This window comes from Streptosporangium sp. NPDC050855 (assembly GCF_044456585.1).
Classification (GTDB): Bacteria; Actinomycetota; Actinomycetes; order Streptosporangiales; family Streptosporangiaceae; genus Streptosporangium; species Streptosporangium longisporum.
This window is the reverse complement of record NZ_JBITFY010000016.1, coordinates 210,948-229,235: the sequence shown is the minus strand read 5'-3', so window position 1 is coordinate 229,235 and position 18,288 is coordinate 210,948. Positions and strand designations below refer to the sequence as shown.

The following is an 18,288-nucleotide window of genomic DNA, read 5'->3' as shown; positions in this document are numbered from 1 at the left end:
TAACCGGCACCTTCCCGGGACGCCTCCTCTTCCGGAGAGGGAAGAATGGCGTTCGTCGGATTGTGTCAGCTCTTGTCAGCCGGTCGGTTTGTGTTCATGGGTTTTACCCGCTTTTATGGCGCGATCGACGGTGAACGTCTGTCATCTACGACCGTAGGATGTCCAGCGACCGTGACCGCTGATGGGGGCCCGTGATGGCGCTGGACGAGACGACCGAGGAACTGGCCCGGCAGGCCGCCCTCGGTGACCACCGCGCGCTCGGCGAGCTGCTGAAGCGCATCGAGCCCGCCGTGCTGCGGCACTGCGGCCGCATCCTCCCCTACCGCCAGGACGCCGAGGAGGCCTGCCAGGACACCCTGCTGGCGGTGGCCCGCAACATCGGCCGCTTCGAGGGTCGCGCCCGGTTCAGCACCTGGCTGCACATCGTGACCGCCAACTGCGCCAGGACCACCTACCGATCGCTGAAGCGCCGCGCCGCCGAGCAGAGCTCGGACGAGCTCCCCCTGCAGAAGCCGGACGTCGCCCGGGTGAGCGTGATCGCCGGATCCCGGCTCGACCTGCTCGACGCGATGGAGGCGCTGGAGGCCGAGAAGCCCGACCTGGCGCAGGCTCTGGTGCTGCGTGACATCTGCCAGCTCGACTACAACGAGGTGGCCGAGCAGCTCGGCATCCCGCTGGGCACCGCCAAGTCGCGGATCCACCAGGCCCGCAAGTACGTCCAGGGGGCCCTGGGGGAGGCCTACGGTCTCTGACCCGTCCTTCTCCGGCCCGTCCTCTCTTCGGCCCGCCCTTCTTCGGCCGTCTCCTTCCGACCGGCTCCTTGCGGGCCGGCCGGTCGCCTCCGGCCGGCTCCGGCCCGTCGCCTCCCGCCCCTCAACGAGGGTCGTCCGCGTGGCGTGCGGCTTCTGCGGCCTTGACCGGTGACGGCTGGATTAGGGTGGCCCCGTCCGCGTCACCCGGCCCGGTGCCCGCGTCATCAGGCCGTCGGTGACATGGGGCGATCTCCCCCCTCAGCTCCGGAAGCCGAGGTCGAGGAGAGACCCACATGTCCCGCAGACACGCCGTCACCGCCGGATGCGTCCTGGCGATCACCGCGCTCACCCTGGCCGCCGCTCCGGCGGACGCCGACCCCCGGACGGGCGGGCCCGGGGCGGCCGAGCCGGTCGGGCCCGCCGTACCGATCGCGACGAAGACACCGGGAACGCCTTCCAGGGCCGGGACGCCGGGTGTGACGGTTCCCGGGGGCGCGAGGGCCGCGGCGCCGCCACCGGGCATGCTCGAGGCGCTCCAGCGCGACCTGGGCCTGACCCGGGCCGAGGCCGAGACCCGGCTGCTCAACGAGGCCCGGCTGATCCCGATCGCCGAGCAGATGAGCAGGAGGCTCGGTGACCGCTTCGGCGGCGCCTGGCTGCGGGCCAAGACCGCGCACACCCTGGTGGTGGCCAGCACCAGGGCCGCCGACATCCCCCAGATCCTGGCCGCGGGCGCGCAGGCCGAGATCGTTCCCACGTCGCTGACGGAGCTGTCCGCCATCAAGGCGAAGCTCGACGCCACCCTGCCGCCGCAGCCGCTGGTCTCCAGCGTCCGCTACATCGACGTCAAGCGGAACAAGGTGGTCGTGCTGGCCCCGCGGCCGGACCAGACCGAGAACATCATCGAGTCCTCCGGTCTCGACCAGACCGCCGTGATCGTACTGCCCTCCACCGAGGCGCCGTTGCCGCTGTACGACCTGGTCGGCGGAAACGCCTACTACATCAACACCGTCAACCGCTGCTCGGTCGGCTTCTCCGTCCTCAAGGGGAACCAGCAGGGGTTCGTCACCGCCGGTCACTGCGGCAGGCAGGGCGCGCCCACCCTCGGGTTCAACCGCCAGGCCCAGGGGGTCTTCCAGGGGTCGGTCTTCCCGGGCAGCGACTACGCCTGGGTGGCCACCAACGCCGCCTGGACGGCCGTCGCCGGTGTGGACAACGGCGAGGGCGGCATCGTCCCCGTCGCCGGGGCCCGGGTCGCCATCGAGGGGGCCTCGGTCTGCCGGTCGGGCTCCACCACCGACTGGTACTGCGGCCTCATCCAGCAGCGCGACGCCAGCGTCACCTACCCCCAGGGCGCCGTCCTGGAGCTGACCCGTACCAGCGTCTGCGCCGAGCCCGGCGACTCGGGCGGCTCGTTCATCGCCATCGACCAGGCCCAGGGCGTCACCTCCGGAGGCTCGGGCGACTGCGCCTCGGGAGGCGTCACCTACTTCCAGCCGATCGCCGAGATCCTCACCGCCTACGGCCTGGCCCTGAGGACCACGGCGGGCAATCCGCCGCCGCCGACCACCGGCACCTGCACCGGCTATCCCACCACCTTCACCGGCGCGCTGGCCGCCGGGAGGTCCGTCTACCACCCCAGGAGCGTCTACTACCGGGCGGGCATTCCCGGGAACCACTTCGGGTGCCTGGACGGCCCCGCCGGCGCGGACTTCGACCTGTACCTGCAGAAGTGGAGCCGCTCCGCCTGGCGGGTCGTCGCCTCCTCCAGGAGCGCCGGCCCCGACGAGAAGATCACCTACACCGGGACGCCCGGTTTCTACCGCTACCGGGTGGCGAGCGTGGCCGGTTCCGGCGCCTACACCGTGGGGCTCAGGGCGCCGTCCCCGCTCTCGGTCCGCAGCGCGCCCTGACCTGAGCGGCCGTCTTCGGGAAGTCCGGTGTCCGGCCGGGCGTCAGGCCTCCGGCACGGTCCCGGCCCTGACGCCGGCCCGGTCCCGGGTCGGCGTCAGGGCCGGTGACCACACCCCCGCCGATGTCCCTGTCCGGCAGGTAACACGCCATGTCTCATACGGTGAGACGGCTTGCCGGGACGGCGGGGTGGCGGGGTAGAGTGCTGGAGACCTGCGCATCAGGTCGACAACTGAATACGTGCTCATCCAGAGGGGTGGAGGGACCGGCCCTGCGAAGCCCCGGCAACCCTCCCGGTTCAAGACTCGTGATCTGACGAGGTCGGCCGGGACAGGTGCCAATTCCGGTCTGTGACCAGGGTGGTCGCAGACGAAGATGAGGGAAAGGCCTCGCTTCATGGCGCTCGCAACCACTGAGAACATCACCGTCACCTCGCCCGCCCAGCAGGACGCGGGCGGAAGCTTCGGCCCCGCCGTGGCCCTGTCCTGTCGCGAGTGCGGTGCCCGCTACGACCTCGGCCCGAGCTTCGCGTGCATCGAATGTTTCGGGCCCCTCGAGATCGCCTACGACTTCGGGCGCGTGACCCGGGAGCAGATCGCCGAGGGGCCGGACAACATCTGGCGCTACCGCTCACTGCTGCCGGTCCCGGCCGACGTGGCCTCCAAGCCCAACATGGCACCCGGCTGGACCAAGCTCGTCAACGCCCGGAACCTGGCTCGCGAGCTCGGTATCCGCTCGCTGCACGTGAAGGACGACTCGGGCAACCCCACGCACTCCTTCAAGGATCGCGTGGTGGCCATCGCCGTGGAGGCGGCCCGCACCTTCGGCTTCCACACCCTGTCCTGCTCCTCCACCGGCAACCTGGCCGGTGCCGTGGCCGCCGCCGCCGCGCGGGCCGGGCTGGACTCCTGCGTGTTCATCCCCTCGAACCTGGAGCAGGCCAAGATCGTCATGGCCTCCGTGTACGGCGGCAGGCTGGTGGGCATCGAGGGCACCTACGACGACGTGAACCGCTTCTGCTCCGAGCTCATCGGCGACGAGCTGGGCGAGAAGTGGGGCTTCGTCAACGTCAACCTGCGGCCGTACTACGCCGAGGGCTCCAAGACGCTGGCCTACGAGATCGCCGAGCAGCTCGGCTGGCGCATCCCCGACCAGATCATCGTCCCGGTGGCCTCGGGCTCCCAGCTCACGAAGATCGACAAGGGGTTCAAGGAGCTGATCCGGCTCGGGCTCGTCGAGGACACCCCGTACAAGATCTTCGCCGCCCAGGCCGAGGGGTGCTCGCCGGTCTCGGCGGCCTACAAGGCCGGTCACGACGTGATCCGCCCGGTCAAGCCGGACACCATCGCCAAGTCGCTGGCGATCGGCAACCCGGCCGACGGCCCCTACGTCCTGGACATCGCCCGCCGTACCGGTGGCGCCGTCGAGGACGTGACCGACGCCGAGATCGTCGACGCGATCCGGCTGCTGGCCAGGACCGAGGGCGTCTTCGCCGAGACCGCCGGTGGCGTCACCGTCGGCGTGCTCCGCAAGCTGGTCGCCTCGGGCACGCTCGACCCCGACGCGGAGACCGTGGTGCTCAACACCGGGGACGGCCTCAAGACCCTGGACGCGGTGGCCTCCGAGGCGCGTCCCACCGCGGTCATCCGGCCCTCCCTTGACGCATTCCGTGCGGCCATCGCCTGAAAACCGTGAAAGGTACCGAACTATGAGCGTTTCTGTGCGGATTCCGACGATTCTCCGGACGTACACCGGTGGTGCCGCCGAGGTGAGCGCGGAGGGTGAGACCCTGCGCGAAGTTCTGCAGAAGCTGGACGCGGACTTCCCGGGGATCGGTGCCCGAATCCTTGATGAAACGGGTAAGATTCGCCGTTTTGTCAATGTCTACGTTGGCGACGAGGACGTCCGCTTCGCCGAGAACCTGGACACGGCCACGCCCTCGGGCGCGCAGATCTCCATCATCCCGGCGGTGGCCGGGGGCTGAACCGCCGCCCACCCGGCGTCCCGGTCCCGGCGCTCCCGCGCCGTCACGTCGTCCCCGACCCGCCCCGGGCCGGCCCCTGCGGGCCCGTCCGGACCGCCGGTGGGCTCGGGGCCCGGCCCCGTTCGCCATCGACATCTCCCCACGACACCCGCACGGCTCAGGCCGCGCGGGTGTCGTTTTTTATGACCCGGACTCATATTCCTTGCGTATGAAGAGATCGTACAAATTTAAACTAACTACTAGTGATAGTCAAACTATGTTCTCGTACGGAAAACTCGCGTAAACGGGTAGTTTGGTGCTTGACTCTGTTGCTCGACCACTTCTCACAGGTATGGTCGAGGGCGATCGACGTGGCGAAGTTCGCCCGAAGATTGAGGACTTCGCGAGAGGAATGGGCGTCGTCCTAAAGACCAGTAAGAGGAGTCACAAGTGGCGCAGGGCACCGTCAAATGGTTCAACGCGGACAAGGGCTACGGCTTCATCGCGGTAGACGGTGGTAAGGATGTGTTCGTCCATTACTCCGCGATCATGATGGACGGCTACCGGGCACTGGAGCAGGGCCAGCGGGTGGAGTTCGAGATCACCCAGGGTCAGAAGGGTCCCCAGGCCGAAGCCGTCCGGACGGTCTGACCCGGCCGTCCCCCGAACTCTCCGGGCGGGCGGCGGATCCCGCGGAGCCCCGCGGAGTCTCGCGGAGCACCGCAGAGCCCCGCGGAACCTCGTGGAACCTCGTGGAACCCTGCGGATCGCGGTCTGTCCGACCGCTCCGCACGCCCGCCCCTCATGTCCGGCCCGGTCCGGCGTGGTCGGCTCGTCAGGTCACGTCGGGTCGGGTCGGGGCTCGGCCCGTCCGGATCCGGCCGGATCCGGACGGGTTCGTCGGACCCGGCCCGTCCGGTTCGAGGCCGTTCACTCCGGTCCGATGTGATCCGTCCTGTCCGGGCCGATCCGGGCTGGTTCGACTTGGTCCGGCTTGGTCCGGCTTCGTGCGGGCTGATCTGGACTGGTTTGGCTTGGTCCGGCTTGGCCGGGATCGGTCCGAGCGGTTCGTTTCGTCGGGCCCGGTCCGTTCCCGCGGGGACGGACCGGGCCTTCGCTCTGCGCGGAACGGTCCCGCCGTCGTCGGACGGCGAAAGGACGCCCCACGCCCCGGCGGGCCGGGCGTCGTACCCGGTGGATCGCCCCTGACGTGCCACGAGGCGGCCGGTGCCGTACCCCTGACGCGCCGCCGTGAAGGCGCGACGTCCCCTGGTGCGACGCAGGTCAGGCGATCGCAGCTTGCACTCGGCAGGGTAGAGTGCTAAACAGTTTGTTGGCACTCGCACATGAGGAGTGCCAAACCTGGATCGAGGCGATGGGGCCCGCCGAACGGAGTCGTGGGCCCACATGCCGTCGCGGGCGTCGGCTCGGTCCGGAGCAAGCCACCCTGTATCTGGGAGGTCTAGCCGTATGGCAGCCAAGATGATCGCGTTTAACGAGGACGCCAGGCGCGGTCTCGAGCGTGGCATGAACCAGCTCGCGGACGCCGTGAAGGTGACCCTCGGCCCCAAGGGCCGTAACGTCGTTCTGGAGAAGAAGTGGGGAGCCCCCACCATCACCAACGATGGTGTCTCCATTGCGAAGGAGATCGAGCTCGAGGACCCGTGGGAGAAGATCGGGGCCGAGCTCGTCAAGGAAGTCGCCAAGAAGACCGACGACGTCGCGGGTGACGGCACCACCACCGCCACCGTGCTCGCTCAGGCTCTCGTACGTGAGGGTCTCCGCAACGTCGCCGCCGGCGCCAACCCGATGGCCCTGAAGAAGGGCATCGAGGCCGCCGTCGAGCGCGTGTCGGAGGAGCTGTCCAAGCTCGCCAAGGACGTGGAGACGAAGGCGCAGATCGCCTCCACCGCCTCGATCTCCGCGGGCGACCCGCAGATCGGCGAGATGATCGCCGAGGCGATGGACAAGGTCGGCAAGGAAGGCGTCATCACCGTCGAGGAGAGCAACACCTTCGGTCTCGAGCTCGAGCTCACCGAGGGCATGCGCTTCGACAAGGGCCTCACCTCGATGTACTTCGTGACCGACCCGGAGCGGATGGAGGCCGTCCTCGACGACCCCTACATCCTGGTCGTCAACTCCAAGGTGTCCGCCAACAAGGACCTGCTCCCCGTTCTCGACAAGGTCGTGCAGGCCGGCAAGCCGCTGCTGATCATCGCCGAGGACGTCGAGGGCGAGGCCCTGGCCACCCTGGTCGTGAACAAGATCCGCGGTCTCTTCCGCTCGGTCGCCGTCAAGGCGCCCGGCTTCGGTGACCGCCGCAAGGCCATGCTGGGCGACATCGGCATCCTGACCGGCGCCCAGGTCATCAGCGAGGACCTCGGCCTCAAGCTGGAGTCCACCACGCTGGACCAGCTCGGCCGGGCCCGCCAGGTCATCGTCACCAAGGACGAGACCACCATCGTCGACGGTGCCGGCGACGCCGAGCAGATCGCCGGCCGGGTCAACCAGATCCGCGCCGAGATCGAGAACACCGACTCCGACTACGACCGCGAGAAGCTCCAGGAGCGTCTCGCCAAGCTGGCCGGCGGCGTGGCCGTCATCAAGGCCGGCGCGGCGACCGAGGTCGAGCTCAAGGAGCGCAAGCACCGCATCGAGGACGCCGTTCGCAACGCGAAGGCGGCCGTCGAGGAGGGCATCGTCCCCGGCGGTGGCGTGGCCCTGCTGCAGGCCGGCGCCAAGGCGTTCGACAAGCTGGAGCTCACCGGCGACGAGGCCACCGGTGCCGCGATCGTGAAGAAGGCTCTCGAGGAGCCGCTGAAGCAGATCGCCGTGAACGCCGGCCTCGAGGGTGGCGTCGTGGTCGAGAAGGTGCGCAACCTTCCCGCGGGTGAGGGCCTCAACGCCGCCACCGGCGAGTACGTCAACCTGTTCGAGACGGGCATCATCGACCCGGCCAAGGTGACGCGTTCCGCTCTGCAGAACGCGGCGTCCATCGCGGCGCTGTTCCTCACCACCGAGGCCGTCATCGCCGAGAAGCCCGAGAAGGCCGGTGCCGCTCCCGCCATGCCCGGCGGCGGTGGCGACATGGACTTCTAGTCCATACGCTTTCGAAAAAGAGGCGACCCCCGTCGGGGCCGCCTCTTTTTGCGTTCACCGTCCGGACGCCGTGTCGTTCAACGGCCGGACGTCGCGTCGTTCACCGTCCGGTGCGTCGCGTGGTCAGCCGAGCTGCGCGGGGAGCGGCCGGGCGTGCAGCACGGTCAGCGAGGTGACCGCGCGGGTCAGCACCACGTACAGGCGGGCCAGGCCCCGGGGCTCGGCGGCGACGATGTCGGCCGGCTCGGTCACGATCACGTGGTCGTACTCCAGGCCCTTGGCCAGGGTGGCCGGGACGACCAGCAGGCGGTGGTCGGCGACCGTGTCGGGGCTCAGCACGCGGTGATCCAGATGGGACAGGGCGGCGGACGCCGCGTCCACCGAGGCGTCGGGGACGATGACGCCGATCGACCCCTCGCGGGCGAGCGCCTCCTCGGCGGCGCCGGACAGCGCCGTGGCCAGGTCCGTCACCCGCCGCACCGACAGGGAGCCCGCGCCGGGCCGCAGTGACCGGGGGGCGGCCAGGCCAGGGGCCACCGAGGGCAGCAGCCTGGCGGCGTAGTCGAGGACCTCGCGAGGCACCCGGAACCCCAGGGTGAGCTCGGTGACGCTGCCGTCCTCGAAGCCCAGATGGGTCAGCACCTCGGTCCAGGAGCGCGCGGACCAGGGCGTGGTGCCCTGGGCGAGGTCGCCCAGCACGGTGGCCGACCCGGTACGGCAGCGCCGCCCGAGCGCCCGCAGCTGCATCGCCGACAGGTCCTGGGCCTCGTCCACGACCAGGTGGCCCAGCGGTACGGTCCGCTCGATCATGTCGCCCAGCTCGTCCATCAGCGCGGCGTCGGCCGCCGACCACTTCGCCGAGCGGAAGGACTTGGCGGGCCTGGCCCAGAGCAGCAGGGCCTGCTCCTCGGGCGTGAGGTCGTCCTTGGCCGCGGAGGCCAGGAAGCCGGGGTCGCTGAACAGCCGGTACAGCACCTGCTGCGGGGTCACCTTGGGCCAGACCGCGTCCACCAGCCGCTTGACCGGCGCGGACCGGGCCACCGCGTCCTGCACCCGGTCGTCGGGCGACTCGCCGCGCTGCTCCATCCGGACGAGCACCAGGTGGGCGAGGCGCTGGGCGAGCGTCGCGCGGCCGGGCCCGTAGCGGGTGGTGCCGCGCAGGGCGGCGACGATCTCGCGCACCTCGTGGTCGGCGACCCGGTAGCGGTTGATCCCCTTGGTGTACAGCACGCCCTCGGTGGGCTTGACGACGTGCATCCACAGGGCGCGCCTGAGCACCTCGACGATCCTGGCGTCGCCCTTGACGGCGCCGACCGCCGCGTCCTCGGGCGCGGAGTGGTCGCCGAGGATGCCGGAGACCGTGGTCTGGTCGACCTTGACCTCGCCCAGGGCGGGCAGCACCGAGGAGATGTAGGAGAGGAACGCCCGGTTCGGGCCGACGATCATGACGCCCGACCGGGCGAGCCGCTCGCGGTGGGTGAAGAGCAGGTAGGCCGCCCGGTGCAGGCCGACCGCGGTCTTCCCGGTGCCGGGGGCTCCCTGGACGCACACGGTCCGGGTCAGCTCGGAGCGGACGATCTCGTCCTGGTCGGGCTGGATCGTCGCGACGATGTCGCGCATCGGCCCCGAGCGGGGGCGCTCGATCTCCTCGGTGAGGATCCTGCTCTGCGCGACGGCGGTGTCGCTCTGGTCGAGGCGCTCGTCCTCGTAGGCGGTCAGGTCCCCGCCCTGGTAGCCGAACCGGCGGCGCCGTACGACGCCCATCGGATCGGCCGGGCCGGCCTGGTAGAAGGCCCGGGAGACCGGAGCCCGCCAGTCGATGACCAGGGGGCGGCTGCGGTCGTCGTGGACGTGCCTGCGCCCGACGTGGATCGTCTCGGGCAGATCGTCGCCGGCCTCCCGGTCGAGCCGGCCGAAGAACAGGGGCGTGCCGGAGTGGTCGGCGAGCGCCGCGACCCGCTGGTCCAGCAGCCCCTGCAGGACCTGCTGGGAGACCCAGTCCCCGGCGGCGTCGGCGGACAGGGAGGCGGCGTGCTCGCGCATCGCGCGCAGCGCCGCCCTGGAGGCGGCCAGGTGTTCACGTTCGGCGGCGAGGATCCGGGCGGGATCGGAGGATATGTCGGGGGCCAGTTGGTGTGCGGGCACGCTGAAGCGCCTCCCATTCATGAACGGAGGTGGTGGTCATCGGGCAGCGAATCGACCAGCCTAGCGGCGACGCCCGCGCGTCTCAAAGGGATTAGGGCCGGGTACGCGGTGGCGCCCGGGACCTCGGGCGGGCGCGTCCTTCGGGACGGCCCGCCCCGGTAAGAATCGCCGTGACGACGTCTTCATCGATCGTCGGATCGTCATTCAGCGGTCATCGCGGGCATTGTCGGGACCGGCGTTGAGACCGTTCCGTAATCACTCTGATACTCTGGGTAATTCCGTGTAGAAATGATGAAAAAGGCAGCCGAACATGGTGACTCGCGCAGATCATGGGGGTATGTCGCCAGTGGCCGCAGAGGCCTAGCGAGGGGGTGGTCTGTTTGTCGAAAGCCCGAGGGATTTCGTGGGCCTGACACACATCGACGACGTGTTCGCCAGGTGGAGTCATTCTCCGGCGAGCACGTCGTCCGCGTCGATGATCTGGTAGGCGTACCCCTGCTCGGCCAGGAAACGCTGCCGGTGCGCGGCGAAGTCCTGGTCGACCGTGTCACGGCTGACCACCGAGTAGAAGCGGGCCCCGCCGCCGTCGGCCTTCGGCCGCAGCACCCGGCCCAGCCGCTGCGCCTCCTCCTGCCGTGACCCGAAGGTGCCCGACACCTGGATGGCCACCGCCGCCTCGGGCAGGTCGATGGAGAAGTTGGCGACCTTGGAGACGACCAGGACCTGGATCTCCTTGTCGCGGAACGCCTGGAAGAGCCGCTCCCGCTCCTTGACCTTCGTCTCACCCTTGATCACCGGCGCGTTCAGGTGCTCGCCCAGCTCGTCGAGCTGGTCGATGTACTGCCCGATGACCAGCACCTGCTCGTCCAGGTGCCGGCGGACCAGCGCCTCGGTCACCCGCGTCTTGGACGGCGTGGTCGCGCAGAACCGGTAGCGCTCCTCGGACTCGGCCATCGCGTACGCCAGCCGCTCCTCGTCGGTGAGCGTCACCCGCACCTCGACGCAGTCGGCCGGGGCGATCCAGCCCTGGTTCTCCATCTCCTTCCACGGCGCGTCGTAGCGCTTGGGGCCGATCAGGGAGAACACGTCGCCCTCCCGGCCGTCCTCGCGCACCAGCGTCGCGGTCAGCCCGACCCGCCGCCTGGCCTGCAGGTCGGCGGTCATCCGGAAGATCGGCGCGGGCAGCAGGTGGACCTCGTCGTAGACGACCAGGCCCCAGTCACGGGCGTCGAACAGCTCCAGGTGCCGGTAGACGCCCTGCCTGCGGGTCGTCATCACCTGGTACGTGGCGATGGTGACCGGCCGGATCTCCTTCTTCGTACCGGTGTACTCGCCGATCTCGTCCTCGGTCAGCGAGGTCCGCTTGAGCAGTTCCTGCTTCCACTGGTGGGCCGAGACCGTGTTGGTCACCAGGATCAGCGTGGTCGCCTTGGCCTGGGCCATCGCCGCGGCGCCCACGATCGTCTTGCCCGCCCCGCACGGGAGCACCACCACGCCGGAGCCGCCGTGCCAGAACGCCTCGGCGGCCTCGCGCTGGTAGGTGCGCAGTTCCCAGCCGTCCTCGGTGAGCTCGATCGGGTGGTGCTCGCCGTCGACGTACCCGGCCAGGTCCTCGGCGGGCCAGCCCAGCTTGAGCAGGTGCTGCTTGATGTTGCCGCGCTCGCTCGGGTGCACGGCCACGCCGTCGTCCAGGCGCTCGCCCAGCAGCGGCTGGATCTTCCGGGAGCGCAATACCTCCTCCAGCACGGCCCTGTCGGTGCTGGTCAGCACGAGCCCGTGCACGGGGTGCTTCTCCAGGCGCAGCCTGCCGTAGCGCGCCATCGTCTCGGCGACGTCGACCAGCAGCGCGTGCGGCACCGGGTAGCGGCTGTAGGCGATCAGGGCGTCGATCACCTGCTCGGCGTCGTGCCCGGCGGCCCGCGCGTTCCACAGCGCCAGCGGCGTGACCCGGTAGGTGTGCACGTGCTCGGGGGCGCGTTCCAGCTCGGCGAAGGGCGCGATCGCCTTACGGCACTCCCCGGCCCTCTCGTGGTCGACCTCGAGGAGCAGGGTCTTGTCCGATTGGACGATCAATGGTCCGTCAGTCACAGACGTCTCCCTCGGTTACCGCGGGTTGGGCGGCTCGGCTCTCGGTCGGACCCGGCGGGTGGGCGCCGGACCGTCTGCTGCCCCACGTTCCCCGGGTGCAACGGACGGGGACGCGTGGGCAGTCCCGCGCGACCCGCCGATGCGAGCGATCTCACATCCCCGGCCGGCACGCGTGCGTACGCACCGTGCCCGGACATCGAGAGTACGGGGTCGCCGGGGATGCGGGCGCCGGGCGCGCGGGCTCCGCGACGGACACGGGGCGGGGCACGGGTCCGAGGACGCTCCCGGTGGTCCCGGTGTCTCCGGCATGGTCAGGCGCTGAAGGCGTCGTTGAGCCCGGCGACGATGAAGGCGGCCACTCCCAGGACGAGCAGCCCGACGTTGACGCCGATGCTGATCCAGGCCCATCGGAGCAGGCCCCTGGCCCCCCGGGGGTCGGAGTCGACCCTGCCCAGCGCGATGCCCGACAGGACGGCGCTGACCAGACCGCCGATGCTCAGGAAACAGCTCAGCGAGAGCACGATGCCGACGGCCAGGACGATGATCGCGTGCGTCCTGACCCCCTCGGCGTTCCGGGACGCCACGGGGTCGTGACCGGCCCCGTAGGGCTGCTCGGCATAGCCCTGGCCGTATCCGCCCGGGTAGGAGCCGTGATCCGGCCGGGTGTACCCCCCGTCGCCGTATCCGCCCGCATGGCCGTGGTCGGTGTACGCCTGACCGGGGTATCCCTGGCCGTATCCCTGATCGGCGCGCTCGTGAGCGCCGTACCCCTGGTCGGCGTAGGCCGGCGCGCCGTACCCCTGGCCGGTGTGGGCCGGGTCGCCGGAGGCCCGGTCGTGGCCGGACGAGTACCCCTGGGGGGACCGTTCCCGGTCGTAGGCGAGCCGGTCGTCGCCGGAGGCCGGGCCGGGACCCGTGCCGTAGGGGCTCTTCCAGTCGTCCGGGTTGGTGCTGGGGCCTTCGGAATGACCGCTGCTCACCGTGGATCTCTCGCTTCCGTGGAGCTCGGGACATCAACAGATATCACGATATGAGCCGTGAACCGTGTGCCACGGACGAATGGGTCGGTCTCCGCTCCGGCGGCCGGATCCCGGGTGAGACCGGGAAGGACTCCGGGTGAGACCGGGAAGGACCCCGCTCCGCGCGGCGACCTGCCTCGGCGACCCGGCGGCCGGCCTCGGGGCGGTCCGTTCCGGAACCGACATTACCCCGTGGCCCTGCCCGGTACACCGCGACCGTGCGGCCGTTCCCGATCCCCGTCCGGAACGCGCGGGGGCGTTCCCGGCGACGCGGCCGAGGACGGGAACACCGGCCGATGACGGCCGATGGCGACCGATGACGCCGGATGTCGGGCGTTCCCGGCCGGTGCCGCCCGTCACCGGCCGATGCTGACCGGTGCCGCCCGTCACCGGTCGGTGCGGACCGGTGCGGGCGGTGCGGGCCGGTGCCGGGTGACGTCGTGCGACGCCGGGCGGTGTCACGCCGGTGCCGTGCCGGTGCCGTGCCGGTTTCGTGGAGGCTCAGGCGATGTCGGCGATGCCGGTGATGCGGTGCAGGGCGAAACGGTGCACGGCCGCTCGTGTCTCGTCGTAGGCGGTGAGGTAGCCGCCCTCCATCCGGGCGGGTTCGAGGATCCGGCTGGTCGCGTTGCCCTGCGAGTCGAGGTAGCCGATCCAGACCTGCGAGCCCTGCCGGATGGCCTCGCGCAGCGCGGTGATCGTGGCGGTGGCCGGGGAACGCGGCACCTGGCCACCGGGGGCCGCCACCGGGGGACGCCGGGCCAGATGGGCGGCGTCTCCGGCGCGCACGGCGCGGACGGCCGCGGCCACCACGTCGGCCTCCGGGCCGCCGAACGTGACCGGCGCGCGGGCCGCCGGCGGGCCCTCGGTCCGGCGCACGTCGAGCTGGGTGATGATCACGTCTCCGTCGAGCGACTCGGCCGCGGGGGCGTACCCCATCGCGCGCAACGCGTCGACCAGCACGGGCCGGGAGGACTTGGAGGCGATCACCGTGGGTGCGAGCCGGCGCAGCCGCAGCGGGATAGCCCGCTTGTCGGCCATGACCTCGTCCAGCAGCGAGGAGTCGTCGCAGCGCACGTACGCGCTCGCCGTGCCCACGCGCATCCGGCCGTGCCTGCGGGCCACGTCGGCGATCAGGTAGCCGAGCGGCTGCGGGACGGGCGTGGTCGAGTGGCGCTCCAGCATGGCGAGCAGCTCGTCGGCGCCCTGCCCGGCGTCCAGCGCCCGCCGGATCGACCGCTCGTCGAACCGGTAGACCGTGGCGCCGCCGGTGGACTCCACCTCGGCCGCCAGTGCCAGCCACCGCCTCAGCTCGCCGGTGAGCGGCCCGGGGGCGACGGCGGTCAGGTCGGCCTGCAGCAGGACGTGGTCGAGCGGCTCGGGCAGCAGCGGGAGGAGCAGCCGCGCGGCGGCATGGGCGCCGGAACCCCCGGAACCTGCGGAACCGGCGGGACTCCCGGACGCGGTGGACCCGCCGGACCCCCCGCAGGCGCCCGGGTCGCCGGAGGCGTCGGGGAGCAGGGCGCGGCCGTGGGCGGAGAGCGCGCCCAGCCCGGTGACGCCGATCTGCTCGGCCTCCCGCAGGGTGAACTCCACCAGCTGGTCGCGGTGGCCGCCCCGGCGGCGCGGCTGCTCCCAGGCCAGGCGGTCGCGTACCGCCTCCAGGGTGGGCGCCGTCCCCGGCGCGGAGGCGAGCACGCCCAGGGTGGCGGCGCGGACCTCGGCCGCGGACGGGCGGCGCAGGTCGGGATGGAGGGCGTTGAGCAGCCGGTCGCGCTCGTCCCGGTCGCCGATCACACCCGGCAGCCGGTCCATGGTGAGCCAGGTCGTGGCCAGCGTCGTCCAGCGGTCCTCGGTGGCCTTCACCCGCCAGCCGTCGTAGCCGGGCGTGGGCATCCAGTCGCCGTCGACCGCGCCGCTCGCCGCCACCAGCCCCGCCGCGTACGCCACCTCGATGATGAGCCCCGTCACCCACTCGGGCAGGTCGAGCAGGGCGGCGGTCCGCTTGAGGTCGCGCACGGCCAGGCCGCCGCTGCGGAGCACGCCGGGCGGGTCGGCGCTCCAGCGCTCGCACAGCTCCTCCACCGCGCGGACGAAGGTGAACGCCTGCCCGGCCGCCGTGCGGTCGGCGAGCCCCTGGTCGCGCTCGGTGCCCTCGGTCACCGGTGGGAAGGGGGAGAGATCGCGGTGGACGCGGCCGCCGCGCAGGAACAGGCCGACCTCGCGGGGGAGCACCACGCTCTCCTCGCCGGTGGCGGCCAGCAGTGCCCGGGAGAGCAGCTGGTCGATCGGGGACTGCGCGGTGGCGGCGCGCACCTCGCGCCGGGCGTTCGGCACCCGGCCGCTGGCCGGGCCCCAGGCCAGCTCGTTGAGCGCCGACCGGGCCTGCGGGGAGACCTCCCCGACCAGCCGCCCGACGACCTCCGGGTCGGCGAGCAGCGCGGCCAGGGCCTCCTTGGTGTCACCGTCCTCGCCCCCGGCGTCCCGCACCAGCTCGGCGAGGCGCTCGGCGGGATGGTGCCGGAACGCCTCCACGGCGGGCGGGCCGAGCCCGGCGGGACCGTCCAGCACCTCGCGCACCCCGGGAGCCGTGGCCAGCGCCTTGTCGGGCCCGTAGACCAGGGCCATGGTGCGCAGCCGCTCGACCGTCTCCTTGAGCGCGTTCTGGAACGCCGGATCGGCCGCTCCGGGCAGGGCGCGGGCCATCTGGGCGCGGAGCGACCGGTAGGGGACGGGGCCGGGGAGCACGACCAGCGTCTCCATGACCGCGAGGGCGAACCGGTCGAGCCGGTCGAGGGCCCTGCCCACCGCCGACGGGCTGCTCGCCCGTCCGGCCAGGCCCTCCAGATGGGCGGGCACAGGCGTGATGAGCTCGGGACGCGCGGAGACGAGCGCCCGCAACCGGTCGTCGCTGCGGCCGCGCAGCCACTCGGTGAACTCCGTGCTCATTCCGCCAATGGTAGGAGGCTTGACCGACATCGCGCGGCCTGGGGGAATTCCACGATCGCGCGAAGGGCCCGAATCGATCACTTGACGGGCGGTGAATGAGGGAAGGGGCTCCCGTGCGAGGCGATGTCGAGAGAGGATGGCAGTGTGATCGAGCGCACCGATCAGCTCGTCCTGGACTACGTCGGCAAGGTGGCCGACGCCGCCCACGGGGTGCTGCCACCGAGACAACGCATCGACTTCGTCACGGGCCTGCGCAGGCGGATCGACGCCGAGCGGAGGGGGACGGACGACCCGGCCGCCGTGGCCAGGATGCTGGCCGGTCTCGGCGACCCCGTCGAGCTGGTCGGGCAGGAGCTGCGACGGCTGGGCAGGCAGGAGACGCCCCGGCCGCCCGGGGTCCCCGCCCACGCCTCATCGGCCTCCGCGCCACCGGCCTCCGCGGCACCCTCGTCCGCGGCACCCTCGTCCGCGACATCGGCCCCCGCGGCATCGGCCTCCGTGCCGGCCCCGGCGTCGCCCCTCGCCGCGCCCACGTCCCGCGACTCCGGCGACTCCCGTGACCCCGACGACCCCGGCGAAGGTGACGACGCCGGCGTCCCCGCCCCCCGACGGCCCGTACGCGGACATCCCTACGCCTCGACGCCCCCCTCGGACCCTTCGGCCTCCCCGGACCGGGCGTCCGTCCCGGGCCGGCGGTCCGAGGACGAGTGGGACGACGCGGTGGAGGGGGATCCGCCGACCGAGGAGATCCCGCCCGTGCCGCCCGTCCCCCCGACACCGCCCGCCCCCGACCCCCTGGCACCGCCCGTGCCGAACCCCGTCGCGCCTCCCGCCCCCGACCCTCTCGCGCCGTCCGTACCGGACCCGCTGGCGCCGTCCGTGCCCGATCCCCTGGCGCCGTCCGTACCGGATCCCCTGGCGCCGCCGGTGCCGGGGCCCGTGCCGCAGACGGAGCCGGGAAAGGAGGCGGAGCCGCGGAGCAAGGGCCCGGGGAACGGGGACGCGTCCGGGAAAGGGCCCGCGGGGGTCCGGCCGGGGATGCCGCCCGGCGTGGCCAGGGGGATCCGGGAGGCGGAGGAGCGGCTGGCCAGGAAGCAGTCGCGCGCCCGTCCGGGCCTGCTGCGCCGGAACCGCCCGCCCCGGTCGCGCGAGGACATCGTGCCGGGCACCCAGGACGCCCGGACGATCCTGCTGGGCCACCGGCTCGAGACGGTCGGCATGGCCCTGCTCACCCTGGCCGGGCTGCTGATCCCGTTCCCGTTCGCCCCGATCGCGATCTTCACGGTGCCGGTGCTGGTCTGGGCCGTGGGCGCGGTCGTGGTCGTCGCCTGCCAGGCGTGGCTTCCCGCCGACAAGGTGATCGGGATCGTCTCCCCGATGCTCAGCTACACCCTGGGCGGCGGCCTGGTCGCCCTGGTCCGTGCCCGGGGCGACATCGGAAGGGTGGTGGAGGAGTTCTTCACCATCAGCGGGCTGATGTTCCTGCTGGGCACGGCGTGGGGGGTCTTCTGGCTGACCTACCGCCTGCTCAACCCGGTGATCCAGCCGGGCCGGGGAGGGCGGTGACGCCCGTCTCAGACGACCGCCCGGACCGCCGGGTGGGGGAGCAGGCCGAGCGCGAGCCGTACCCAGGCGGAGACGAAGCGATCGCGTTCTGCGCGGCCGGGCGGTTCGCCCACGGTCTCCTGGAACAGCCGGTAGTGCACGACCGCCCCGCCGAGCACGGCCCCGATGGCGTGCCAGTCGGCCTCGACGCCGGCGTACTCGGGCTGGGCGTGGAACCACGTGGTGATCGCGTCGAACATGGGCTGCAGCAGGCCCTCGCGCACGGTCGCGACCAGTTCGGGGAACTGGCTCAGGTCGCGGAAGAAGACGCGGGTCAGCTCCCGCTCCTCGCTGACCTTGGCCAGGCCCGCCCTGCACAGGTGGGCCAGCCGCTCCTCGATGCCGGACGAGGTGTCGACGACGCCGAACTCGGCCAGGGTCTCGGCGATCTGCACCCGTGTCCGGGCGGCGTGCTCGTTCATCGCCGCGGCCAGCACCTCGTACTTGGACTTGAAGTGGCGATAGAGGCCACCGGCGCCCGGCGACAGCCCCGAGGCGGCCTCGATCTCGGCCACCGAGGTCGCCGCGTAGCCTCGTTCGGCGAACAGGCGCAGGGACTCGTCGATGATCCGCTCGCGCGTCGATCTGGTCATTTCTCTGCCGATACCTCCACGGTGACCTTATCCAGTGCCGGGAACCGGTGGGGAGCACGCCCGGCCGCGCCGCGCCGGTCCGAGCCGGTCCGGCCGCGCGGAGGCGGACCTCCCGTGCGGAGACGGATCGCCCGCGCGAAGCCGAACCGCCAGTGCGGAGACGG

General features: G+C 71.8%; 12 protein-coding genes and 1 riboswitch. Of the genes, 7 read left to right on the top strand and 5 right to left on the bottom strand.

All coding sequences use genetic code 11. The features are described 5' to 3' along the window. Positions 1-194: 194 nt before the first annotated feature. The 6 genes from ACIBCT_RS29405 (at position 195) to groL (ending at position 7,725) form a co-directional block, all read left to right on the top strand. On the top strand, positions 195-752 hold the full coding sequence (locus ACIBCT_RS29405) for an RNA polymerase sigma factor (RefSeq protein ID WP_344899701.1): 558 nt from the start codon (positions 195-197) through the stop codon (positions 750-752). Positions 753-1,045: 293 nt separating this feature from the next. After that, a complete protein-coding gene (locus ACIBCT_RS29400) occupies positions 1,046-2,665 on the top strand; it encodes a S1 family peptidase (RefSeq protein ID WP_399194007.1) in 1,620 nt (539 codons plus the stop codon). Positions 2,666-2,904: 239 nt separating this feature from the next. Beyond that, positions 2,905-3,045: riboswitch (SAM riboswitch) on the top strand. Positions 3,046-3,059: 14 nt separating this feature from the next. Next, entirely contained in the window at positions 3,060-4,349 is a 1,290-nt protein-coding gene (gene thrC / locus ACIBCT_RS29395; protein WP_399194005.1) for a threonine synthase, read from the top strand. A 22-nt stretch (positions 4,350-4,371) separates the two neighbouring features. Continuing rightward, positions 4,372-4,647 carry a MoaD/ThiS family protein gene (locus ACIBCT_RS29390; protein WP_399194003.1) on the top strand — a complete coding sequence of 92 codons (276 nt, stop codon included), beginning with the start codon at positions 4,372-4,374 and terminating at the stop codon, positions 4,645-4,647. Positions 4,648-5,076: 429 nt separating this feature from the next. Continuing rightward, complete coding sequence (locus ACIBCT_RS29385; protein ID WP_344899693.1) at positions 5,077-5,277, top strand: cold-shock protein; 201 nt, start codon at positions 5,077-5,079, stop codon at positions 5,275-5,277. Positions 5,278-6,096: 819 nt separating this feature from the next. Beyond that, positions 6,097-7,725, top strand: a complete 1,629-nt coding sequence (groL, locus tag ACIBCT_RS29380) for a chaperonin GroEL (RefSeq protein ID WP_399194000.1) — start codon at positions 6,097-6,099, stop codon at positions 7,723-7,725. 123 nt (positions 7,726-7,848) lie between these two features. On the opposite strand, the gene ACIBCT_RS29375 is transcribed toward groL, so the two are convergent. The 4 genes from ACIBCT_RS29375 to ACIBCT_RS29360 form a co-directional block, all read right to left on the bottom strand. Then, a complete protein-coding gene (locus ACIBCT_RS29375) occupies positions 7,849-9,870 on the bottom strand; it encodes a HelD family protein (protein ID WP_399193998.1) in 2,022 nt (673 codons plus the stop codon). Between the two features lie 444 nt (positions 9,871-10,314). Beyond that, a complete protein-coding gene (locus ACIBCT_RS29370; RefSeq protein WP_399193996.1) occupies positions 10,315-11,958 on the bottom strand; it encodes a DNA repair helicase XPB in 1,644 nt (547 codons plus the stop codon). A gap of 311 nt (positions 11,959-12,269) precedes the next feature. Then, positions 12,270-12,938: a hypothetical protein gene (locus ACIBCT_RS29365; RefSeq protein ID WP_399193994.1), complete on the bottom strand. Its 669-nt coding sequence runs from the start codon at positions 12,936-12,938 to the stop codon at positions 12,270-12,272. A 540-nt stretch (positions 12,939-13,478) separates the two neighbouring features. Next, positions 13,479-15,926: a helicase-associated domain-containing protein gene (locus ACIBCT_RS29360; RefSeq protein ID WP_399193992.1), complete on the bottom strand. Its 2,448-nt coding sequence runs from the start codon at positions 15,924-15,926 to the stop codon at positions 13,479-13,481. Between the two features lie 144 nt (positions 15,927-16,070). On the opposite strand from ACIBCT_RS29360, the gene ACIBCT_RS29355 reads away from it, so the two are divergent. Then, complete coding sequence (locus ACIBCT_RS29355) at positions 16,071-17,492, top strand: hypothetical protein (protein ID WP_399193990.1); 1,422 nt, start codon at positions 16,071-16,073, stop codon at positions 17,490-17,492. A gap of 8 nt (positions 17,493-17,500) precedes the next feature. Here ACIBCT_RS29355 and ACIBCT_RS29350 read toward each other — a convergent pair whose 3' ends face one another. Beyond that, positions 17,501-18,124: a TetR/AcrR family transcriptional regulator gene (locus ACIBCT_RS29350; protein WP_399193988.1), complete on the bottom strand. Its 624-nt coding sequence runs from the start codon at positions 18,122-18,124 to the stop codon at positions 17,501-17,503. Between the last annotated feature and the right edge of the window lie 164 nt (positions 18,125-18,288).